The following is a 21,911-nucleotide window of genomic DNA, read 5'->3' as shown; positions in this document are numbered from 1 at the left end:
ATTAAAAAGATGAATGAATATTTTGTGCTCACCGGTGCCTCATCCGGAATCGGTTACGAAATGGCGCATGAATTGGCGGCCAAAAAAATGAATCTGATATTGGTTGCCCGCACGGAAACCAAATTGCAGCAAATGCAAGCTGAATTAACAGACAAGTATGGAATTCTGGTGCAATATTTCGCCGCAGATCTCACTGATGTAAATGCTGCGACAGGCCTTTATAAAGCGGTGAAACAGGAAAACTATTTGGTGACTGGTTTGATCAATAATGCCGGGGTAGGTAACTATGGTAATTTTATTGAAACGTCATTGGAAGAAGAACTCAGCATGATTGAATTAAATATTTCCAGTTTGGTGGCACTTACCAAGCTCTTTGCGAAAGATATGGTTAGCCGCAAATCCGGCAGAATTATGAATGTATCTTCAGTGGTAGCATTTTTACCAATGCCATATTTTGCTGTTTATTCTGCTACCAAAGCTTTTGTAAAGGCATTTAGCGAAACGCTTGCTGCCGAATTGGATGGCACTGGCGTAATCGTTACATCGCTTTACCCAGGCACGGTAGACACAGGCTTTACCACAGCTGAAATGCAATCTACAAATCTTCATAAAGCCAAGCCCATGCACCCCAAAGAAGTGGCAGCGCAAGGTGTGAAACATCTTTTATCTGGAAAAGGGAAAAAAGTAGTGGGCTTTCAAAACTGGCTTAACTCCAACCTACCTCGTTTTATGCCTGATAGTATTATGATGAGAATCAAAAAGAATCTCGCAAGTGTTAGATCATAATTAAGTTATAAATAACACATTCGAAAAAATGAGAACGACAAAATTATTTACACTAGCTAGCTTAACTAGTATGTCATTGCTACTTCCCTCATGTTATTCACACAAAAAAGTAGTTCAATCAAGTTTACCTTATTCCGAAAAAATCAACTGGCCGGAAGGATTTACACCAGCAGAATCTGATTTTTTTATCCACAACGAAATAGACATTAAAGCCTCGCCTCAGGTAGTTTGGGATATTTTCATCCATGCTGCCAAATGGCCAGAATTGAACAAAAAGGCCGAAGGTATCAAGCTGATAAATTCACCCGATGGTAAGCTTAATTCATCTAGTGTTTTTATCTGGTCTCCGGCGGGGAAATTCAAGTCCACTATAAAGGAATTCAAACCTCCTTATAACGTAGCCTGGCTGGGGGAAACCGATAATAAGAAAATGACCATTTATAATGCATGGATGATTATCCCAACCGCAGAAGGCTGCAAGGTTATTTCAGAAGAATCTCAAAATGGACCTAAAACAAAAATTGAGAAAATTTTCGCACCTAATATGGTTAGTAAGGATCTTAAGAATTGGTTAATAAGGCTGAAAGAACAGTCAGAAAGCAAGTAAAGAATTAAACCACAGGAACTGGGCCATGCCTAAGCACAGGGTAAGAACAAAATAATCGGCCTACATTCATTTTCGTAGCGGTGGTGTTAAATCTAAAAAAGATAAATTTTTTTGCCCCGCTATTAAACATCGTTTAAAGTTATAACAGTGATTAAAATGAGACAAGTATCAGCTACCTTTTACCGGGTTGTCTTAATGGTGGTGGCGCAGGTTTTTGCCACGCACCTGGCAAATGCCCAGGGGCAACTCGATGAGTACATTCGCCAAGGTATCGCCTCGAACCAGAGCATCAAACAGCAGGGTTTTATTCTTGAAAAGAATATCCACGCGCTCGGCGAGGCAAAAAGCATGTTTTTGCCCAGCGTGACCTTCTCGACGGCCTACACGAAGGCAGGTGGAGGCCGCACGATTGACTTTCCTACCGGTGATTTACTGAACGGGGTTTATGCTACGCTCAACCAGCTTACAAGCACGGACGCATTTCCTCAGCTTAAAAATGAACGGATTCTTTTGAACCCGGACAACTTCTACGATGCTAAGTTTAGAACGAGCATGCCCATTCTGAACGCAGAGCTTACCTACAATAAGCGGATCAAATCGCAGCAGGTCGACCTGCAAAAAACGGAAGTACTGCTCTATAAACGGGAGCTGGTCAAGGAGATCAAAACGGCATACTACAATTATCTGAAAGCAGCCAATGCGGTTCGGATCTACCAGACTTTTCTGCAACTGGTGTTGGAAGGCGAACGGGTTAACAAAAAGCTTTATGGGAATGATAAGATCAACCGGACGGCAGTCATCCGAAGCGAGAATGAGGTCTCCAAAATCAATGCGTCACTTACAACAGCCGGAAAAAATGAAGAGTCTGCCCGGTACTATTTTAATTTTCTGCTTAACCGGCCTTTAACGGACAGCATCCTGGTTGATGAGATTGTAAACCTGCCTGCCCAAGACCTGCTGCAAAACAGTGATGTTAACGGCCGCGAGGAACTGGTAAAACTTGGCATCTCAAAAGAGATTAACCAAAATCTGAATGGGCTTGCCAAATCATATATCATTCCCAAAGTAGGTACGTATATAGATTTAGGTTCGCAAGCATTTGACTGGAAATTTAATCAAAACAGCCGCTATTACTTTCTGGGAGTATCACTGGAATGGAATGTGTTCTCTTCTGGTAAAAACAATTACCGCATTAAACAGACCATGGCTGACAAACAAGCCATAATTACCCAAACCGATTACGTACAGCAGCAATTACTGACAGAACTTAAAGTCCGGCAGGCTGCTATGCAAAGCGCAGTCGCCCAATATCAGGCAGCCCAGTCGCAAATAAAAACAAGCCAGACCTACTACAACGATGTCGCAAAGCTATACAAGGAAGGAATGGCGATATACATCGAGCTATTAGATGCCCAGAATCAGTGGGTTGATGCTCAGCTTCAAGCCAATATTGCACTATTTGACACCTGGGCTTCTTATACCGCCATTGAACGTGCGAACGCCAGTTTTAACATACCATAAAAACATGAAAACATTTCAATTAACACTCGCCGCAGCGGCATTGCTTTTATTCTCGTGTAAGAAAGAAGAGCACAAAAATACGAATCCCTTGGGCGAGCCAGATGTCATTGCTGTCAAGATAGCTCCATTGTCTACATTCAATGTTCCTGATGTTATTCAGGCAACAGGCCTTGTCAGCACTGAAAACGAGGCCAATTATGCCTTTAAGATTGGCGGGGTTATTAGCCGGATCCTTGTTGATGAAGGACAGTTTTTCAAAAAAGGTCAGTTGTTGGCTACGCTCAATACGACAGAGATATCGGCTGGTCTGGCCCAGGCCGACCTGGGTGTTAACAAAGCGCAGCGCGATTATGACCGGGCCTCCAACCTTTACAAAGACAGTGTTTTTACGCTGGAACAGTTGCAGAATACTTTGACCGCCCTGGAAGTGGCCAAAAAATCCAGAGAGGCCACCGCTTTTAACGAGCGTTACTCGAAAATTTACGCGGCATCTTCTGGATTTGTGACTAAAAAAATGGCAAACGAAGGTGAAGTGATTGGCGGGGGCATGCCGGTGCTGCTTACCAATGCAGCCGAACAAAACAATGGTTATCTGCTCAAAGTGGGTGTAACAGACCGGGAATGGGCCGCGGTAAAAACCGGCCAAAATGCCAAAGTGACCCTGGATGGCTTTCCGGGACAAATATTTAGTGCCACTGTACTGAGAAAACTGCAAGCAGCAGACAGGGAAATCGGCTCTTTTCAGATCGAGTTAAAGTTGAAACTGGGCAAGCTGGTTCCTGCCGTCGGCATGTTTGGAAAGGCAGAAATAGCGACCAATCAAAAGGAAAGTGCCACTGTGATCCCATACGGCTCGCTGGTGGAAGCCGATGGGGAGAAGGGGTTTGTATTCACGGCAGTTGGCAAAGACAAAGTCAAAAAACTGCCGGTAAGTATTGTCAGGTTCGACAACGAGAACGTGTATATAAAAGATGGACTTGACGGGGTAGATAAAATAGTTATTTCCAATAGCGCTTACCTGAATGAGCAGTCGGTCATTAAAATTATTGAGTAAATCGCTAAAAACATGAAGATTACAAATTTCTCCGTCAAGAATTACCAGTTCACCCTGGTCATATTTCTTCTTGTCGCGGTCGTTGGTTTGCTTACACTTTTTACCATGCCAAGATCCGAAGACCCTACTACGCATCCCCCGCAATATCTGATTACCGTTATTTACCCGGGGACCAGTCCTAAGGATATGGAAGAGCAGGTGGTAAAGCCCATCGAAAATAAAATATATGGGTTAGAGAATATCGATAAGATACTGACCACGGTAGAAGATGGTGTAGCCGCAATCCAGCCCAAATTCAAATACGGTGTTGATGTAGACAATAAATACCAGGAGATATCAACTGAAATAAATGCGCTGAAAAACAGCGAGCTTCCCAAAGATATTTACCTGATCAAGACAGAAAAGATATCTTCCTCGGATGTAAAGATTTTGCAGGTCGCGCTGGTTTCAAATAACGCCTCAGCCAAAACCCTGCGCGATCAGGCGGACATACTGAAAACCAGGCTTGAAAAAATAACCAATCTGAAAGAAGTAAAATATGCCGGGATGCCTGAGCAGGAAATCCGGATCGATATGCAGCTCGATAAACTTGCCAGGCTGAAAATACCGCTGAACCTGGTGATGGGAAGCTTGCAAAGTGAAGCAGCCGATATTCCCGGTGGAAGCATCAACCTGGACAGTAAAGTGTTCAATGTAAAAACCAGTGGCAAGTTTAAGAACGTGGAAGATGTGGCTAACACAGTCATTTACAATGCGAATGGAAAAATTATTTACCTGAAAGATGTGGCCAGCGTTGGCTACAAAGACGGCACAGTCAATCACATCACACGCCTGAACGGGCACCGGTGTGTACTGGTAACGGCCGCAATGAAGGATAATATCAACATCAGTTCGGTGAAGGAAGAGTACATGCCTGTGCTCGAAGAATTCAAGAAAATCCTGCCTGAGAACATCAAAATGGTCAAAAATTTTGATCAGGCCGATATGGTCGCCGGGCGGTTGGGACACCTTGGTTTCGACTTTGTTCTGGCAATCATTCTGGTGGTGGTGACGCTACTGCCTTTGGGTTTCCGCGCCTCGCTTATCGTGATGATTTCCATTCCGCTTTCGCTGGCCTTAGGTTTGATCGCCCTGAACGCGCTGGGTTATTCGCTGAATCAGCTAAGTATCGTGGGGCTCGTTGTGGCACTGGGACTACTGGTGGATGACAGTATTGTGGTGGTGGAAAATATTGAGCGGTGGCTCAGGGAAGGCCACTCGATCAAGGACGCAGTACTGAAAGGTACCCGGCAGATTGGCGTGGCTGTTGTGGGATGCACGGCGACTTTGGTGATTGCGTTTCTGCCTCTTGCATTTTTGCCTGATGTGGCCGGAGATTTTATCCGCAGTTTGCCGATGGCGGTAATGACTAGTGTGCTTGCCTCAATGATCGTTGCGCTTACGCTGGTACCCTTCATTGGTAGCCGGATATTGAAAACGCATGCCAATGGAGAAGGTAATTTCTTTCTTAGGAAATTGCAGAGCTTTCTAAGTTTTTCCTACCGTGGGGTGATGCCAGCAGCTTTGAAATGGCCGAAAGTGACCATTGGCCTGTCCATCGCATTGAGCGTGCTTGCTTTTTTGCTTTTTCCATTAGCAGGCTTTAAGCTTTTTCCCACGTCAGAAAAACCCATGTTTCTGGTCAATGTCAAAATGCCGCTTCAGGCTGATATCCCTGAAACGGACCGTGTGACAAGGCTCGTTGAGAATGAGCTGAAAACGCACAAGGAAATTGTCTATTATACCTCTAATGTCGGTAAAGGCAATCCGCAGATTTACTATAACGTGCATCAGCAGGATATCAAGCCCGATTTTGCGCAGGTATTTGTACAAATGGATGAAGAGGCAACGCCCGGAGCAAAAACCGATTTGATTAAAAGGCTCAGAAACAAGTTTAAGGATTTCCCCTACGCCAGGATCGAGGTGAAAGACTTTGAGCAGGGAACACCTATTGAAGCGAATATCGTCGTAAGGGTATTTGGAGAAAACCAAGATACGCTGCGGTCCCTTTCGTTTAAAGTAGAAGAAATTTTGCGCAAACATCCCGGCACATTTTATATAAATAATGAGTTGAACGCCTACAAATCGGATGTGAAAATTAAGATTAACAAGGAAAAAGCTAGGACGCTGGGGGTGCTTACCAGTGATGTAGACAAGGTTGTGCGTATGGCTGTCGCCGGATTAAACGTCGGCGATTATATAGACGACCGCGGTGATTCGCGCAATGTGGTCATCACGCTTCCCCGGGATAAGTTTTCAAACCTTGATGCTTTGAAAAACCTATATGTCAACAGTATCCAGGGCGCTCCGGTGCAAATTGACCAGATTGCCACCGTATCCTTTGAGACATCTCCAACAGCTATCAACCATTTCAATAAATCACGCTTTGCCAAAGTAACCTCCTTGACAAAGGACAATTTTCTGGCCAACGATATATTGAAGGACATTGTACCTCAGCTCGACAAACTAAAATTGCCCTCAGGCTATTATTACAAATTATCCGGCGAGGCTGAATCAGAAGGTGATGCGCTGGGTGGAAATTTTCTGTCGGTGATCATATTGAGTGCGTTTCTTTTCATTGGGGTTTTACTGTTGCAGTTCAAAAACTTCAAGGGGATTATCATCGTACTGTCGATCATACCACTGGGTATATTGGGCGGTGTGGCCTTGTTGCTTTTGACCGGCAACCCGATGTCTTTGGTCTCCATAATCGGTTTTATCGGGCTCTCGGGAATCCAGGTTAAAAATTCATTACTGCTTGTTGATTTTACTAATCAGCTGCGCGCCGAGGGACATAGTATCGATGAAGCCATTGCCATTGCAGGTGAAACGCGCTTTCTGCCAGTGGTACTGACTTCAATTACAGCTATATGCGGGCTGCTGCCCATTGCACTCAACCCGAATCCGCTCATCGCACCTCTTGCCATTGTTCTGATCGGCGGACTGATCAGCTCGACAATACTTTCAAGAATCGTCACGCCGGTGATGTACAAGCTGATCCCTCCTAGTTTGGAAGAGGAAGAATAATAGATAGGGGCTGATAGAAATTTATTTCTGTCAGCCTTTAAAAGGCTTCTTAAAAAGCAGGACGTGCATAATGTCTAGGAAGCCTGAACCTTAACTCCAAAAAATCACAAGTATCCTTGATAATTAATCTTTAGAATGGGAATAGCAGAACGGAAATTCAGAGAGCGAACAGCAATGAGGAAATTGATTCTACAGGCAGCTTTGGATTTATATTTGCAAGAAGGGCCAGAGCATACAACTATGCGTAAGATTGCGAAGAAGATAGATTATAGCCCCACTACGATCTATCTTCATTATCAAAGCAAAAATGCAATTCTGTATGACATGCAAAAAATGGCTTTTGCTATGCTGCTCAAATGTCTATGCTCAAATCAAGTACAGGAAAATTCATATTTAAAATTAAAAAATCTCGGCAAAGCATATATTGAATTTGGTGTAATGTATCCGAAACATTATGAGCTGATGTTTATGCTCCGTTCACCAATGGAAGGGGTTGAAAAAGAGCAACCTTTCAAAAATTTTCATGAGACTTACGCCTTTATGCTAGGTATAATGACCAGTTGTATATCAACTGGCAAGGTTAAATACATGGATCCTGTGACGGTATTATTGCAATTCTGGGGCATTCTCCATGGGTTAACTTCGTCGTATATCAACAATCGGCTATCAATGACTTGTGCTTCTGACCAGCTGACTTTAGATTTTGTGCATCAGGTTTGGGATGCGTATATAGGCAGTATGCAAGATTGAGGTTTTCTCTCATACAACTCCATAAATATTTGTGTGGACGATGCGTACGACGTAAAATTCATCACATAGGAGTGTGATAAGAGAACTACCATCATGGATGGAAGTCAACCAATTCAAATGGATCATTTTATGCGGGTTGCATCGGGGTTCCATTGTTGAAAATCGAACGCGTATTGGCTATGGTTGTTCGCAAATCGCCTAAGGCAAGTGCGCAGGGGCGTGGTTTTTTAAGTCTACATCAGGCTGGTCTGTTGACAAGAAGCTGCGAAGCACTGAAGAATATGGCAAAGTTGTAAAAGCTTACCTGTTAACCTATCCTGGATATCGCAATTGATTTGGAAGGGTATTTGTCACAATTCTGACTATCTCACTAATTTAGCCATAGACGCCGCCCTATCTGAAATTCTACATCGCCAATTGGCAGAAAGGAGCAAATTTATGAGCGACAGGATCACCGCCCGCGATATTCTATTGAACAGGCATAAAGCTCAATTAACTCTGATCCCAACAGGGCGATCAAACAACTCGTTAAGGTCTAGCATCATGCGCGAAAACGCTGACGCGTTGATCCAGCAAACATCAATGCATTTCGCGATGTGGGTAGAGATGGAAGATCGGCATAATTCGGAAGTGTCTGCATGCCGTATCAATATCTTAAAATAAGCGAGGAGACGGGAGTTCGGACCTTTCATGCGTCGGGTGCTGTTTTCTTTGGTAGTAAACGAAGTGACGATGTAATCATATTCTTTGAAACTCCGTTCAGCTTTCTTCAAGATCGTCCCCTACAATCTCGAACCGACCGAATCCGTTGTTGATGTAGTGATAAAACACGACGATATGCCACCGAACCCTCCGAACAAAGTTGATGATCCGGGCGAGCCCTTAAAGTTGGAAGTCGGCAAGTTTTATGAAGTGGCGGAGCCTCATTTTGTCTTTGCTAACGGTTTTAAAACTACCGTTGAGATAATTGAAATGCAGATTGACCCGGACACCGGTAGAAAACGTTTTAGAAGTGAGGAGGATTTTTGGTACGACGAAGATGGCTATTATAGAAACCCACGAGATCAAGATATTCCAGATTTCTACTGTCTGGTACGCGAGGTGCAAAAACGTGGCACTGGCGATTAAATAAATCAGGGACCGTGACTGGCCATTTCAGCCTCTTTTTTATGCAATAACCCTAAACTAAATCGAATGTCAGCTTTCCAGGCATAACCTGGTTATCTTCTGATTCCTCAGCAAATCCCGGTACGCTGCTTTCTTTTTGCAAGGGCGACATGGTACATACAATTGCGAGTAGTACTTGAAATTTAGTTACTTTGATTTGTAACTTTCTTAAACTAAAAATTAAGAGTTCTAATGAGCGAGTACCAAACTCCCAAAGACAGGGCATACACAGAAACCCTGATCAATGCTGCAAAGAAAGAGGCTGCCGCATTTTTGAACCTAAAACATACTGCTGAGCGCAGCGATGGAGTAATCCCTCTGAAATATCGCGAGTTAATGTCCATAGCCGTAGCTCTGACGACTCAATGCGCCTATTGTATCGAAGCCCATATTGAAAACGCGATCAAGGCAGGTGCTACACGAGAGGAAATTGCTGAAACTGTTTTCATTGCAGCCGCCCTTCGGGCAGGTGGTGCCGTAGGTAACGGACTTTTTGCTATGCGTGCCTTTGAAGAGGCCAAGGCAAAAACAATGTAGATGAGGTGTTGTGAGTCGTTTTTATGTAACATACATAACTAAAACGAATTTAACCTTAGAGGTATAATCTAGTCTTTTTTTATTCCTCAGCAGCCACCCGGGAATTTCTTTCCGGGCGGCCGCTTTCTCTTTTTGCGAGGCCGATTGTAAATCGTCAGCGAAAAGTGGACAACTTTGAATGAAAGTGAAGAGAGTGTTTTCCTAAAAATGAGTACTTTGAATCATGGGAAACACAAAAAAGCCTACACCTGAGAATTGCATTAAGGACATTCGCCGCAAGACCAGACGGCTCTTCACGGCCGAGCAGAAGGTACTGATCGTGATGGAAGCGCTGCGTGCGGAGATCTCGGTCGCCGAGTTGTTCCGCAAACACCAGATCAACGAATCTCAATTTTACAAATGGATCGGATCGCCGAAGCGACAAGGAGTTTCTGGAAGCCTGCAAGAAGCGCCTCGAAGGTGACCTGACGCGTGAAGCCACGACCGACGAAGTCAGTGACCTACGAAAGGAAAACGCCCGACTGAAAGAAATGGTGGCAGATCTGTTTTTGCGGTATGATATTGTAAAAAAAAGTTTGACGATGCTGGATTAAACCTCAAATACCGAAGATTTATGAGATTATTAGCATCAGAAAAATACGAGATTATCCAGACTTTAACCCAATCCGAACTGGGCGTCAAAAAGACGTTGCAGGAGTTTGGTATTGCCAAAAGCACGTTTTATAAATGGTATAGCAAATACCTGGATCATGGCTACGATGGCCTTTTGAGCACTAAGAAAGCGTCAAACCGGCAATGGAACAGCATCCCTCAACAGCAGAAAGACCTGGTTGTCCAGGTAGCCCTGGACAGAACAGATCTGTCTTCCCGTGAACTGGCCCATTACATTACTGACGAGCAGCAGGTATTCATTTCTTAATCAAGCGTCTACCGGATACTCAAAGAACGTGGTTTGATCAATGCCCCAACCCATATTTTGATAGGCGCATCGGATCAATTCAAAGATAAAACAGCTTTTGTTCACCAGATGTGGCAGACTGACTTTACATATTTCAAAGTAGTTGGTTGGGGATATTATCACCTAAGCACGATTTTGGACGATTATAGCCGGTATATCATCCACTGGAAGTTGTGTAGCAGTATGAAGGCCGACGATGTTAAAAGGACTGTTGAGCTTGCTGTGAAAAAGGCTCGCTTTAAAACTAAAGTTAAACCCAAGTTACTCTCAGACAACGGAGCGTGTTACATATCCAGCGAATTGAGCGATTATCTAAAAAATACGCTTCAAATGCAGCAAGTGCACGGTAGACCGGCCCATCCCCAGACCCAGGGGAAAATTGAGCGCTATCACAGAACAATGAAAAATGTGGTCAAGCTCGAAAATTTCTTTCATCCAGACCAGCTTTAGGGATGCGATCGGTCAATTCGTAGGCTGCTATAACAACCAGCGCTACCATGAGTCCTTGAATAACCTGACGCCTGCTGACGTCTATTTTGGTCGGGGTGAGCTCATTTTGAAAAGAAGGGAGCATATCAAAATTCAGACCCTCAGGCAGCGCAAAATCCAGTATCTAAACCAAAAATTAATCGCTTTATAAACCTGAAAATACTCTCTAAGCTGTTGTCCAAGTTAGTTTGAAGACATACATCCTCAGCCTCATTTGGGTTGGTTGAGGTCAAATCTGAAATTAGTGTTTCGATTTCTTTCCAGTAATCCATGTTATTAGGCCAATTGTGTATCGAAGGCGACTCGCGCTTACTTTCTCTCTTATGCGCGTTAGGAGCGCATAAGCATGAGCTTTTCAAAATGGTGTTTTTCTGGACGTAATCAAAATCGGGTCGAGACTTCATCCCGTATATTGCGTGCAAATCAAGCAAAGATGGATGAACGGGTTTTTAACCCTTTGAAAGGGTATCTTACAAGAGTGCCAGCTGTTGATAGTGCCATCAGCTTTGGATATTATGACAATGGCCTTTGGTGGGCTAAGTTTCGCATTGATATAAATCATCCGCTTGCCTGGCAAGTTGTCCAGGAAATTGGTTGTGTATGTAATTACCTGTCGATAGACGAACGCCTGCCGACTATTTTTTTTCCTGTTTCACCAGCACCTTACCTGAACGGGGGACCAGAATATTTTTTGTCCTGGGTTATTGAGACAACAGAACAGGATTTTTCACCGGGTTTGTTGACTGAGTGGCTTCATGGGAGACTGCCAAGACCTGTAGATGATCTGTCTCAATGGATAATGGAAGACTAAGTGCCTCTTAAACAAAATTTTACCGGAAAGAACTTCAGCAAAAAGCCAGCACCCTTGTCTCATGAAAATTGCCAAGTTACTATTGTTGTTTCTCGCATTATTTCTATCGTCTTGTGGGTCAGGAGATCTTGTTTATTTTGAACGCCGATGAAAAGACGATACATACCCGTATATATTTTTACCCTATTGCAGGTGTTGTTTTTTGCAATTTTGTCACTCTTTGTCAGGATTTATCCCCATCGAGGCTCCGGTCCGGATTCTATTTTCCATTCCAGCCCGGTTTTCAGGGTCAGCATTTCCAGGCGTTTGTGGAGGGCATGATACATATATCCATCGAGCCACTCGAAAAGTGGAGCCCATTGCGGAGGGGCGCCGAGGTAGGTTCCAAAGATCATGCGCGGTGTGACCAAGATCGACGAGTCGATCGGTTGCAAGTCCAGGCTTATTTGAATCGTATCGTGCTTTCCATGATGGGCGTAACGGGAATGTCTAAGATCAAGGATATCCTGATGTACCTCCCGAAGATTTTCCGGAACAATATTCTTGTCGAGTTTTGTAGCACCGTCGCCCTCGCCGAATAAGCGACCGTAAGAGATGATAATGCTCATCGTATAGGCATCCATTTGCATGAGATCTTCATAGATGTTTTCGGAAACCGGAAAGTTGGACAGGCAGGCGTACCAGAACCGTATATTGTGCACGGCGCTAAAATTGAGCACCATCTTCTCGAGACCCTGAATCAGGCGACCGTGTTCCTTTCTGATCTTTTCCAAGTCGGCGATTGGGTCATTTTCCATCGTTAAAATATTTAGGGTTTGACAAAGTTAGTTGCTTTTACAGGCCTCCTTAAGATTTGGCACAGGTCTTGCTGACTAGACCCTGAACAACTACTTAAAATGAGCCACTGATGTGTTCCAAGGTAAGCGACTTGCCCGTCTACCACACCGATTCCAAGCCTCCATGTCACCAGCCCCCATGGCTTCAAATACCTTGAGAAAATAAGTGCACCCCGGGCGGCCAATAGGGAGGCCACCTTTTTCCGGTACACATCTTTGGGCCAGGTGATGGTAGCCCGCCTGGCCATATAGATTTCCGTAAGTTTTACCGAGGTAAGCCAGCAACAGCTTGACCAGAACGTTTGCGCTTTTAACTTTCGTTAAAATGTGTACGGATGCGATGTGCGTAGGGAAAGGAGAAACTAGCGCTCCGATTGATCTGTCCGGAGTTTAAGGATTATTTCTTCGTTGTCGGTTCCGGGGTGGCCCGACCTAAAAGAGCCGTCAGCTTTTTGCGTGTTGTGAGCGTTTCTTTCAGCGAAAGAGATTTCTGAAAATTTGCTATGGCACTGGCGGTGTCTTTTTTGGCCACAAAGTAATCGCCAAACGAGGCATAGGCGTTGAAACTGGTTGGGTAATTCGCCACATTGAGTTTGAACAGACTTTCTGCTTTTTTAAACTTCTTCTGGGATACCATATAATGGCCCAGTTCATTGACCAAACTTTCCTGAGGCTTCACCTTATAGCCCAACTGCCTGGTGGCGGCAGTAAAATGGGTTGTTATTTTATCGGCTAGCAGGGTATTGTCTTCCTCATAGTCTTGGTCGGTCAGCTTTAATCGGTAGGAATCAAAAATGAAATGGAGCGCGTCGTATTCTGTGATGAGTGGCACGGAGCTATGGTCTTCGAGGCCGTAGTATTTCCCCTGGTAGCGTAAGCCTGTTTGTCCATTGGCCTTCAGCAAACGATCCAGGGCTAAGATGGAGCGAATGTGTTTGGTAGAGCCACTCGTATCCGCCTGTACCCGTAAGGTATCCATATCTGGCTCCATTGTATTGGCGACACCGATAAACAGGGCTTTCCCCGCATGCTTTTGGCTGGCTATAACCTGCTTAGCGGTATTAAGCAGCTTTTGATTAGCCCACCACATACTCGGGTCGATGGCCACGTAGGCGTTGAACAGGTTTGGGTGATGAATGAGCGTGTTGATAACCATCAGCCCACCCAGCGAATGCCCGATGAATACTTTGTACGGCTCAGTGGGATACAGGGAGTCAATGTGAGGAATCAGTTCGCGTTCGATGAAGGCGGTGAATTTTTCCCCTCCGCCCGAGTTCTTCAGTCTTATACTGTCGGCAGCCGATGGAATCAATCCGCCGCCCGGTGTGGGTGTTAGATCCCGCAGCCTGTTGGTATTGGGAATCCCCACCACGATCATCTCCGGGCAAATCGTGTTGCCATTGACGGCACTTAGTTGTTCAATCATGCCCACCACCGACGAAAAGTGATCGGTTCCATCCAGTAGATAAACTACCGGGTAATGTCGTTTGGCATACACCTCATTTTGATAGCTAGCGGGGACATGCACCCAGATTTTACGTTTCTCGTTGAGGATTTTTGAGGAGAGGCTGTCGATGTGGCCAATAACGATGTTGTTGTTTTGGGCTTGTGCCAAATAGGATAAGGTAGCAAACACCGATAATAGGATTGGATTCCAGAGTGTAATTTTCATAAGTCGCAAAAAGAGTGGTGAAATACTGAAACAGGGATGCTGATGAATCGTTACGTGGGCTATTGATTATAAGTTTTTAGCTTCCATAACGCAGAGTTTTAGTTGTGTTAGTTCAAACTCTCGTTCGATATCTGTAAGTGTGACGTGGTTCCGTTTTGGTTTACACTACTTTTGGAGTTCAAGCCCTCATACTCTGGAAACTGCCGAAAATATGCACCTTTCTGCTTTATGTAAGATTAGAGTAAACATTAAAACAATAGTTCCCAGGCAAGTCGACGAGCATACAACCGAAATTTGAAAATACAATATGGGCGGGATCCGCGCGCTTCATGGATAAGGAAGAATTTTCTTGCAACACGCAGTAACGTTTTACATTATTTAATAGACGAGTTGAAATGGGATCCATTACTGTGGGAGCTAAAAACAGGCAATGAAGCATTCAAGCAACAACCTGGTAGCTCTTCCGGCTCCAAACCTTTTTCCCTACTCCGGGCGTTGCGAGAAGGTTGGAGTTAAGTGCAACCTCCTGTCCGATTTTATTTTATACTTACGCACTCGTATGTACATTGCTTGGTGATGGCAAAGGAAGGTAGTTGCGAGCGGCAAATCTTTTTGATTATGGACATTTATGGCTTGATAAGTAGCCTAACCAAACTGGTGACTGTGCGCAAGGTGCGGGATCGGTGAAAACTCCCCGGATGCTTGGCTTTTTGAGCATTAGGACACCTAAAACAGGGCCCCACGTTTTATCCTAAAATCAAAGGTAAAATGAACAACACACTATCAACCACCACCGAGTCCCCGGACTCGCGGCACCTGGCCTTCGGCCGGGAAGTGGCAGAGCTGCTAACCCAAAGCAGCCCGTCAAACTGGATAGATGACCTTTGGGACATCTATACGGGTTATATGCCGGGCCGCGCAGGCTCTCGCAACGCGAGCTAGGCTACAATGCTCGCGCGGCGGACATTTTTACATCATTCAAGGAGCTGGTGTTTTTCTTCCAGCGTGTTGAGGGGATGAAGGGGTGACCCTCCCTGTATACAAGTCAAAGCCAGGTAATCCATGCGGTTGCCTGGCTTTGTTCTTTCATATCACAATCCATTTGAGCGGTCGGTTCTTCGCTGCAAAGCTTCCAAATTTTTAAACTATTAAATTGGTAGATTAAATAGTTTTTGATAGTTTTGGCCACCAGCCACCACCAGATTTCGTTTCAGCCACTGCATTTACATTCCTCACCAGAATGAGACCCGCCAGTGACACGAAAGCGCATTCACTGCCTGAAACTTTATGACCATTTATACTCCATGAGAAAGTTCACTTTTCTAATCATGCTGTTCTTCGCATCGGCACTCGTTGCGCAAGCTCAGCACGCGGCTCCTAAAAACGTCGTGAAAGCCGATGACCAGGCACTAGCCAAAATCAAAGCCGGCAAGGCTTATCTGGTAGATGTGCGCACGCCCGAGGAATTCGACGGCGGACATTTGAAGTACGCCCAAAACATCAATTTCAACAGCCCGGATTTCAAATCGCAAATCGCCAAACTCGACAAAAACAAGCCGGTATACCTCTACTGCCGTTCAGGCAACCGCAGCGGAAAAGCAGCGGACACGCTCCAAACACTGGATTTTCAGTCATATTACAACATTGGCGGGTTCGAGCAGCTAAAAGCGGAAGGCTTGCCTGCGGAGCAGCTTCAAAACACTGCGTCCAAAAAATGAGGAGACTTTTAGCCGTAGTGTCGCTGGCGTTTCTGATTGGGCAAAATGCGGCGGGTCAGCAGATCCGCTTGCAGCGCTTTGAGCAAAACCCCATTATCGGCCCCGAATTACTGTCTGGTAACCACGGGAGGAATATCAATGGCCCGTCGCTGATCAAAGTTCCCGACTGGGTAACCGGCCGCCTGGGTAAATACTACCTGTACTTCGCCGACCATAATGGGACGTATATCCGGCTTGCTTTTGCCGACGAGCTGAAAGGCCCGTGGAAAGTATACGAGCCCGGCACACTCAAAATGGACGACTGTGCCTGCAAAGGCGAAGCGGACGAACTGAAAGCCGGACGACACATCGCATCTCCGGATCTTCACATCGATCCTGTGAATAAGCAGCTGGTAATGTACTTTCATTGTCCGTTATTCGTCAGCGGCGACAAGGCCGACAAGCGCAATTACAAACAACTCACACTCAGAGCGACGTCCGCAGACGGCATTCATTTCAAACCCGAAACGACGCAGCTCGGCGAATCCTATTTCCGTGTCTTTGAATGGAAGGGGCAGCATTATGCCATTTCCCGGCTTGGCATCTTATGGCGTTCGCCCGATGGTATCCAGGCATTCGAACGCGGGCCCAATCCTTTCGACAAGATCCAGCAACCGGCCTCGACGCTCCGGCACGCCGCCGTGAAATTGACCGGCGACACGCTATGGGTCTTCCATTCCCGTATTGGCGACAGTCCCGAGCGGATTTATTTGTCCAAAATCCATCTGAACGGTGACTGGAACAATTGGAAGCCCACAGAACCACAGGTAGTAGCAATTCCTGAGACGAAATACGAAGGCAGCGACCTTCCGCTGACGGTCTCCAAAGAGGGCGCTGCCCACGAGCGCCTGCGTGAGCTGAGAGACCCGGCTTTTTTCGAAGAAAACGGCAAATGGTATCTGCTCTATTCGGTGGCTGCCGAAAGCGGGATCGCAATTGGTGAATTGAAAAAATAACGCACTGGCCCGGTGGAAAGAAAAAAGCAAACTCCCGTAGAAAACTTCGTGATATTCCTGGCATTGTTGCTGCTGTATGTCCAAACCTCTGCCCAGCATTACGTCTTCGCCGACCGGTTCGACGGCGCGGCGCTGTATGCCGATGTGGTGCATTATGTGAAACTCGGCATCCACCGCACCGGCACCGAAGGAGATAACAAAACCTCGGAATGGATCAAAGGCATTCTCGATAAAAATGGCTTCAAGACTGAGTATGTGACCTTTCCAGTGAAACAATTTTTTCCTGAAAAAACGCAGTTGACTGTTGGCGGCAAGGCACTGGAAGTATTCCCGGTATGGCCGGTCGCTAATCCGAACGTACAACTCACCGGTGCGCTTGTCGATGCGCAGAACGGCACAGAGGTCGTTAAGGATAAGATTGTCTGGATCAGTCAGGTTTCGAAGGAGCGCTCATTCAGCTTTCTCGACCAGGACAATGCGAAGGTCATCAAAAAGTTTATTGATCTCGGCGCGAAGGCCATTGTTCTTATCGCGGACAATGCGGCCGGGGAAATCGCAGCCATCAATACGTCGCCGGGGGATAGCTGGGCTGTGCCGGTGGTACAATTAGCGCCGAAAGACTTACCCCATCTCAAAGACGGCGCCACGGCATCGCTGAACATTCGCGGCGAGCTTCGCGAAGTGACCGCGCGAAATATACAGGGAACCATCGGCAGCGGCGAAAAAACGGTGATCATCTCCACGCCGATCAGCGGTTGGTTTACCTGCGGCGGCGAACGTGGTCCGGGCATTGCCACCTTCAATGCATTGGCCAAATGGGTAGCCGAGAAGAAATTGCCCTACAAATTCATCTTTACCGGCAATTCCGGTCATGAACTGGCCCAGCACCAGGGCACGCACATTTTTCTGCATCAAAAGGCACCCAAGCCCGAAGATGTGCGGCTATGGTTTCACCTCGGTGCCAGCTTCGCCACTCATAATTATGTCAAAACCGCCGGAGGCGTAGCAAAGCGACCCGAAGCAGACGGCAACCGCATTGTCTACTACTCGGGTGATTTCTCGAAGCCTTTGGACGAGGCATTTAAAAATGTCAAGATCAACAAAGCGCCCGACAAAGCCTACGGCGAACTGGTGGTGGCGCAGCAAAAAGGCTATTCCAGATTCATCGGGCTTGTGGGCACCGCTTCATTCGCCCTTTTTCATACGCCACTGGATGACGCGTCGACGACTTCGCCTAAACTGCTCGAAGAAATGGCGAATGCCGTGAAAGATGCCATCGAGTTGGAATTGGCCCGTGACCAGCGAGGGAAGCCATAAAGCACGATTATCACGGTAAAATCAGGTGCAAGCAAATCACCAACCTTTGATCGCGCCGCCCTGGAATACCTTGGCCGCAGCTGCTTCCACTTCCTTGGATTGATATGCCTTTACATAATTTTTTACCTTTTCTTCGTCCTTTGGGACGAGACGGCGGTTTTGAATGCCCGAAACCTCCCGAAAATACAAATGCCCGCCCGCGATCAGTTCATACCCGACGACCGAAAGGATGGCCCCGAAATCAGATAACCATGCATCGACCCGACGATAAAAAGACCCTGATTACCTCCGGCAAAATGAGCCGGAGGAACTTGCTGGCAGGTGCCGCCGCGGCTTCCGTGGTACTCGTGCAAACCACTAGCGGCAAGGCTTTCCAGGCTGCGCTCACGGCCTCGGAGCTAGCCGACGATCCTACCAAAGTACCGGGCGTGCCGCCGGGCGCGTTGGGCACGCGGTCCCCATTTGAAAAGCCGGTCAAGACTTTTTCCGAAACTTCCTCGCGCACGCCCTTACAGGACCTGCATGGCATGCTCACACCCTCGGACCTGCATTACGAGCGGCATCATGGCGGCGTGCCAGCCATCGATCCCGCCAAACATGAGCTGGTTATTCACGGAATGGTGGAGAAGCCGATGGTGTTTACATTAGCCGATCTGAAACGCTTCCCGTCCATATCCCGCATTGCATTTTTGGAATGCTCGGGTAACTACCGCGGCAGTAGTGACGGCAAAATACGTCCGCAGGAGATTTGCGGCCTCACCAGTCAGAGCGAATGGACGGGTGTGAAGTTGTCTACCATTTTCAGAGAAGTAGGTGTGCAGCCGAAAGCCACCTGGTTTCTGGCCGAAGGGGGCGATGCGGCGGTGATGACCCGCAGCATTCCGGTGCACAAGGGCTGGGACGACGCCATCATCGCCTACGGGCAAAATGGTGAGGCGCTCCGTCCGGAACAGGGTTACCCGATTCGTCTCTTCCTGCCCGGCTGGGAAGGTAATGCGAATGTGAAATGGCTACGCCGTATCGAGTTGGCCGACGCGCCCTTTATGACGCGGGAAGAAACATCTAAATACACCGAGGCAGTGGGCTGAGGTAAAATCCGCCAGTTCAGCTTCACGATGGACGCCCGCTCGATCATTACCTATCCTTCTTATCCGGCCAGTGTCGAAAAAGGTTGGATCGAAATACGGGGCATCGCGTGGAGTGGCCGGGGTAGGGTAGCCCGGGTAGAGGTGAGCACTGACACCGGGAAAACGTGGCAAAATGCAGCCTTACAGGACCCGGTGCTCGACAAGGCGATTGTCGCATTCCGGTATTTATGGCACTGGGATGGGAAGCCGACCGAAATTATGAGCCGCACGGTGGATGAAACCGGTTATGTGCAGCCGTTTTTGAAGCAGCTTATGGCTGCTCGCGGCGGGAACATGGGTTACCATTTCAACCCCGTCACAGCCTGGTATTTGCAGGCGGATGGCCAGGTATTATTCAAGGCTACCTAGCTTTTTTGAGTGGCCACAATTCGGCCAGGGCCACATCGAGCCTATTGTCCATTCCGCTACGATACACCTTTGAGATCGACGGCTGCTCTTTAAAAAAATTAATAAATAGTTTGCATTTCGGATCTTTCATAGTTTACTTTGTCTATCAAATTAATAGAGTATATCTTCGAATTTATTACCACCAATAAATCGATTTACTAATCTGTCACTGCCGTGAAAGCATTTCTTTTCGTCACGGGGCTCCGTAGTGCACATTTCGAAGGTGGTCAAGCTTGCTTTTCTCCTTTCAATCGCAATACGTATGTGCACAATCCCGCCTGTTTCTTTGTAGCGTATATAGCAAACCGGTGGCAGCCCAGCGGCAGCTATTTCAACATGCGGGAGCCTTTCATGCAACCTATTAAACAATGCACCCGGCCATGAGCGCGCTATTGAAAGAAGCACCATCCGACCGGCAGCTGCTGACCGAGTTCCAGCACGGCTCAGAGGCTGCGTTCGAGGCGATCTACAACCGCTATTTCCCGCGGCTCTACCCGCACGCCCTGAAAATGCTGCGCGATCCGGACGAAGCCCAGGACCTCATTCAAGAGCTTTTTACGGCGTTTTGGACCAAAGGCCGCGAACTCGATCTGACCACCAGCTTGTCGGCTTACCTGTATGCGTCCACGCGTAACCGGGTGCTGAACGTCTTTGAGCACAACCGCGTCCACGACCATTATGTCGAGTCGTTGGGGCATTATCTTGCTACGGTGGAAGCATCTGTGGATGAGTTGGTGATTGAGAAGGAGCTGGCAGAGATCATCGACGCGGAGATAAGCCAAATGCCGCCCAAAATGCGGGAAATCTTCGAATTGAGCCGGCGCGAAAACCTGTCGCACCGGGAGATTGCCGAGATGCTTTCCGTTTCCGACAAGACGGTTAAAAAGCAGGTTAGTAAAGCATTGAAAATCCTGAAACTGAAAATCTCCTATGGCTTTCTGCTGCTTGAAGCTTACGCGCAGTTGATTCATTAACCTACTTGATAATCAGTGTTTTGTATTTTGTTTAAGAAAATTTGTTCAAAAAAATCACCTTCGCGTACTCCCAAACCGCTTCCGGGCTGTCTTACCACCGATGAATAAGCAGGACACAAGAAAGCTGTTGCAAAAATACCGGGAAGGCCGCTGCACGCCGGAGGAGCGATCCTGGGTGGAGCAATGGTATCTGGAAAATGCCAGGCAGCAGGGCACTGTACAGGCAGACCTGAAAAACCGGCATACCGCGACCTGGAAGCAGATCAAACGAAACATTGCCGGCCAAAAAGCTGCCCAACGCCATTGGCTCCGGCATCCGCTCGTGGCTGCGGCCAGCGTGATCTTCGTGTTGGGCCTTTCATTTCTGATTTATCGCAGCAATCAGGCCCGGCAGGAACGGACTGCGAGTGCGGTAGATTACCGGGCAGTAGCGACGCGAAATGGGGAATTGCGAAAGCTATCATTACCCGACGGTTCCCAGGTTTGGCTCAATGCGGCCAGCAGGCTTCGGTATTCCAGTGCATTCGGCGACGCATTGCGGGAAGTGTACCTCGATGAGGGCGAGGCATACTTTGATGTTAAACACGATCCTGCCACGCCGTTTATCGTCTACGCGGGCAAAACGAAGACGACTGTACTGGGTACCGCATTCGCAGTGAAAGCATACCGCTCGCTACCGGAAACCAAGGTCATCGTCATGCGTGGCAAGGTAGGGGTAACGGCCTCCGGCAACGGCCCGAAAGACGCGGTAATGCTGGTCAAAAACCAGCAGGCTAGTTTTGACAATACCACATTCCATCGGGCGGACGTGAATGCGGCGGATTTCATCGGCTGGACGGAAGGTAAATTAAAGTTTAATAATGAAAGTCTTCAAGCGATTGCATTGACCCTCGAGAACCGTTTCGATACGACGATCCGCTTTCACGACAGGGCGATCGGCGACCTGCGGTTCAGCGCGGGTTTCGGGGCGACGGAGCAGCTGGACGACATTCTCGAAGTGCTTTGCCTGGCCGAAAACCTGACTTATACCAGATCCGGCAAGACCATAACGCTTGCCCCGCGATAGCACCAACCATTTTACAGAACATAATCATTATCATTTAACCCGCATTTACGGA

Annotated in this window: 19 protein-coding genes and 1 pseudogene; 18 read left to right on the top strand and 2 right to left on the bottom strand. The window is 47.1% G+C overall.

Annotation, left to right across the window (positions count from 1 at the left end; all coding sequences use genetic code 11):
• Positions 1-9: 9 nt before the first annotated feature.
• The 10 genes and pseudogenes from ACTJJJ_RS28715 to ACTJJJ_RS28670 all read left to right on the top strand — a co-directional run bounded on the left by ACTJJJ_RS28715 (position 10) and on the right by ACTJJJ_RS28670 (position 11,746).
• Entirely contained in the window at positions 10-786 is a 777-nt protein-coding gene (locus ACTJJJ_RS28715; RefSeq protein ID WP_188927943.1) for an SDR family NAD(P)-dependent oxidoreductase, read from the top strand.
• A 28-nt stretch (positions 787-814) separates the two neighbouring features.
• On the top strand, positions 815-1,393 hold the full coding sequence (locus tag ACTJJJ_RS28710; protein ID WP_426293832.1) for an SRPBCC family protein: 579 nt from the start codon (positions 815-817) through the stop codon (positions 1,391-1,393).
• A 156-nt stretch (positions 1,394-1,549) separates the two neighbouring features.
• Positions 1,550-2,914, top strand: coding sequence for a TolC family protein (locus tag ACTJJJ_RS28705; protein WP_188927948.1), 1,365 nt, complete (start codon positions 1,550-1,552; stop codon positions 2,912-2,914).
• Between the two features lie 4 nt (positions 2,915-2,918).
• Positions 2,919-3,968, top strand: coding sequence for an efflux RND transporter periplasmic adaptor subunit (locus tag ACTJJJ_RS28700; protein WP_426293834.1), 1,050 nt, complete (start codon positions 2,919-2,921; stop codon positions 3,966-3,968).
• A gap of 12 nt (positions 3,969-3,980) precedes the next feature.
• Positions 3,981-7,034, top strand: a complete 3,054-nt coding sequence (locus ACTJJJ_RS28695) for an efflux RND transporter permease subunit (protein ID WP_426293835.1) — start codon at positions 3,981-3,983, stop codon at positions 7,032-7,034.
• A gap of 135 nt (positions 7,035-7,169) precedes the next feature.
• Positions 7,170-7,784: a TetR/AcrR family transcriptional regulator gene (locus ACTJJJ_RS28690; RefSeq protein ID WP_426293836.1), complete on the top strand. Its 615-nt coding sequence runs from the start codon at positions 7,170-7,172 to the stop codon at positions 7,782-7,784.
• A 747-nt stretch (positions 7,785-8,531) separates the two neighbouring features.
• On the top strand, positions 8,532-8,912 hold the full coding sequence (locus ACTJJJ_RS28685) for a hypothetical protein (RefSeq protein WP_426293837.1): 381 nt from the start codon (positions 8,532-8,534) through the stop codon (positions 8,910-8,912).
• 231 nt (positions 8,913-9,143) lie between these two features.
• Positions 9,144-9,488, top strand: coding sequence for a carboxymuconolactone decarboxylase family protein (locus ACTJJJ_RS28680; protein ID WP_426293838.1), 345 nt, complete (start codon positions 9,144-9,146; stop codon positions 9,486-9,488).
• A 223-nt stretch (positions 9,489-9,711) separates the two neighbouring features.
• Positions 9,712-11,086 (top strand): annotated as a pseudogene (locus tag ACTJJJ_RS28675) (IS3 family transposase).
• Positions 11,087-11,281: 195 nt separating this feature from the next.
• The gene (locus ACTJJJ_RS28670; RefSeq protein WP_426293839.1) at positions 11,282-11,746 is read left to right on the top strand and encodes a hypothetical protein; all 465 of its coding nucleotides are present in this window, start codon (positions 11,282-11,284) and stop codon (positions 11,744-11,746) included.
• 230 nt (positions 11,747-11,976) lie between these two features.
• Here the strand turns inward: ACTJJJ_RS28670 and ACTJJJ_RS28665 are convergent, their stop codons facing one another.
• Positions 11,977-12,543, bottom strand: coding sequence for a hypothetical protein (locus ACTJJJ_RS28665; protein WP_426293840.1), 567 nt, complete (start codon positions 12,541-12,543; stop codon positions 11,977-11,979).
• 436 nt (positions 12,544-12,979) lie between these two features.
• Positions 12,980-14,254 carry an alpha/beta hydrolase-fold protein gene (locus ACTJJJ_RS28660; protein ID WP_426293841.1) on the bottom strand — a complete coding sequence of 425 codons (1,275 nt, stop codon included), beginning with the start codon at positions 14,252-14,254 and terminating at the stop codon, positions 12,980-12,982.
• Between the two features lie 768 nt (positions 14,255-15,022).
• Here ACTJJJ_RS28660 and ACTJJJ_RS28655 point away from each other — a divergent pair.
• The 8 genes from ACTJJJ_RS28655 (at position 15,023) to ACTJJJ_RS28620 (ending at position 21,859) form a co-directional block, all read left to right on the top strand.
• The gene (locus tag ACTJJJ_RS28655) at positions 15,023-15,196 is read left to right on the top strand and encodes a hypothetical protein (RefSeq protein WP_426293842.1); all 174 of its coding nucleotides are present in this window, start codon (positions 15,023-15,025) and stop codon (positions 15,194-15,196) included.
• 362 nt (positions 15,197-15,558) lie between these two features.
• Entirely contained in the window at positions 15,559-15,972 is a 414-nt protein-coding gene (locus tag ACTJJJ_RS28650) for a rhodanese-like domain-containing protein (RefSeq protein ID WP_426293843.1), read from the top strand.
• Positions 15,969-16,967, top strand: coding sequence for a hypothetical protein (locus tag ACTJJJ_RS28645; RefSeq protein WP_426293844.1), 999 nt, complete (start codon positions 15,969-15,971; stop codon positions 16,965-16,967). The genes ACTJJJ_RS28650 and ACTJJJ_RS28645 overlap by 4 nt, the downstream gene beginning before the upstream one ends.
• A gap of 12 nt (positions 16,968-16,979) precedes the next feature.
• Positions 16,980-18,284 (top strand): hypothetical protein, encoded by a 1,305-nt coding sequence (locus tag ACTJJJ_RS28640; RefSeq protein ID WP_426293845.1) that lies wholly within the window; start codon positions 16,980-16,982, stop codon positions 18,282-18,284.
• A gap of 251 nt (positions 18,285-18,535) precedes the next feature.
• The gene (locus ACTJJJ_RS28635; RefSeq protein ID WP_426293846.1) at positions 18,536-19,372 is read left to right on the top strand and encodes a molybdopterin-dependent oxidoreductase; all 837 of its coding nucleotides are present in this window, start codon (positions 18,536-18,538) and stop codon (positions 19,370-19,372) included.
• Between the two features lie 27 nt (positions 19,373-19,399).
• A complete protein-coding gene (locus ACTJJJ_RS28630; RefSeq protein ID WP_426293847.1) occupies positions 19,400-19,780 on the top strand; it encodes a hypothetical protein in 381 nt (126 codons plus the stop codon).
• Positions 19,781-20,199: 419 nt separating this feature from the next.
• A complete protein-coding gene (locus ACTJJJ_RS28625) occupies positions 20,200-20,793 on the top strand; it encodes an RNA polymerase sigma factor (protein WP_426293848.1) in 594 nt (197 codons plus the stop codon).
• A gap of 100 nt (positions 20,794-20,893) precedes the next feature.
• Positions 20,894-21,859: a FecR family protein gene (locus tag ACTJJJ_RS28620; RefSeq protein WP_426293849.1), complete on the top strand. Its 966-nt coding sequence runs from the start codon at positions 20,894-20,896 to the stop codon at positions 21,857-21,859.
• The last annotated feature ends 52 nt before the right edge of the window (positions 21,860-21,911 follow it).

The sequence above is a fragment of the Dyadobacter sp. 22481 genome (assembly GCF_052044875.1).
Taxonomy (GTDB): Bacteria; Bacteroidota; Bacteroidia; order Cytophagales; family Spirosomataceae; genus Dyadobacter; species Dyadobacter endophyticus.
The sequence above is the reverse complement of the archived record's forward strand: the minus strand, read 5'-3'. Positions and strand labels throughout refer to the sequence as shown.

What these genes read in the sequence shown, in the direction of transcription:
- ACTJJJ_RS28700 (WP_426293834.1), top strand. Translation starts at nt 2,919, where the DNA reads ATGAAAACATTTCAATTAACACTCGCCGCAGCGGCATTGCTTTTATTC.
- ACTJJJ_RS28630 (WP_426293847.1), top strand. Translation starts at nt 19,400, where the DNA reads ATGGACGCCCGCTCGATCATTACCTATCCTTCTTATCCGGCCAGTGTC.
- ACTJJJ_RS28670 (WP_426293839.1), top strand. Translation starts at nt 11,282, where the DNA reads ATGAGCTTTTCAAAATGGTGTTTTTCTGGACGTAATCAAAATCGGGTC.
- ACTJJJ_RS28705 (WP_188927948.1), top strand. Translation starts at nt 1,550, where the DNA reads ATGAGACAAGTATCAGCTACCTTTTACCGGGTTGTCTTAATGGTGGTG.
- ACTJJJ_RS28660 (WP_426293841.1), bottom strand. Translation starts at nt 14,254, where the DNA reads ATGAAAATTACACTCTGGAATCCAATCCTATTATCGGTGTTTGCTACC.
- ACTJJJ_RS28695 (WP_426293835.1), top strand. Translation starts at nt 3,981, where the DNA reads ATGAAGATTACAAATTTCTCCGTCAAGAATTACCAGTTCACCCTGGTC.
- ACTJJJ_RS28690 (WP_426293836.1), top strand. Translation starts at nt 7,170, where the DNA reads ATGGGAATAGCAGAACGGAAATTCAGAGAGCGAACAGCAATGAGGAAA.
- ACTJJJ_RS28635 (WP_426293846.1), top strand. Translation starts at nt 18,536, where the DNA reads ATGCATCGACCCGACGATAAAAAGACCCTGATTACCTCCGGCAAAATG.
- ACTJJJ_RS28715 (WP_188927943.1), top strand. Translation starts at nt 10, where the DNA reads ATGAATGAATATTTTGTGCTCACCGGTGCCTCATCCGGAATCGGTTAC.
- ACTJJJ_RS28645 (WP_426293844.1), top strand. Translation starts at nt 15,969, where the DNA reads ATGAGGAGACTTTTAGCCGTAGTGTCGCTGGCGTTTCTGATTGGGCAA.
- ACTJJJ_RS28655 (WP_426293842.1), top strand. Translation starts at nt 15,023, where the DNA reads ATGAACAACACACTATCAACCACCACCGAGTCCCCGGACTCGCGGCAC.
- ACTJJJ_RS28650 (WP_426293843.1), top strand. Translation starts at nt 15,559, where the DNA reads ATGAGAAAGTTCACTTTTCTAATCATGCTGTTCTTCGCATCGGCACTC.
- ACTJJJ_RS28620 (WP_426293849.1), top strand. Translation starts at nt 20,894, where the DNA reads ATGAATAAGCAGGACACAAGAAAGCTGTTGCAAAAATACCGGGAAGGC.
- ACTJJJ_RS28710 (WP_426293832.1), top strand. Translation starts at nt 815, where the DNA reads ATGAGAACGACAAAATTATTTACACTAGCTAGCTTAACTAGTATGTCA.
- ACTJJJ_RS28625 (WP_426293848.1), top strand. Translation starts at nt 20,200, where the DNA reads ATGAGCGCGCTATTGAAAGAAGCACCATCCGACCGGCAGCTGCTGACC.
- ACTJJJ_RS28680 (WP_426293838.1), top strand. Translation starts at nt 9,144, where the DNA reads ATGAGCGAGTACCAAACTCCCAAAGACAGGGCATACACAGAAACCCTG.
- ACTJJJ_RS28665 (WP_426293840.1), bottom strand. Translation starts at nt 12,543, where the DNA reads ATGGAAAATGACCCAATCGCCGACTTGGAAAAGATCAGAAAGGAACAC.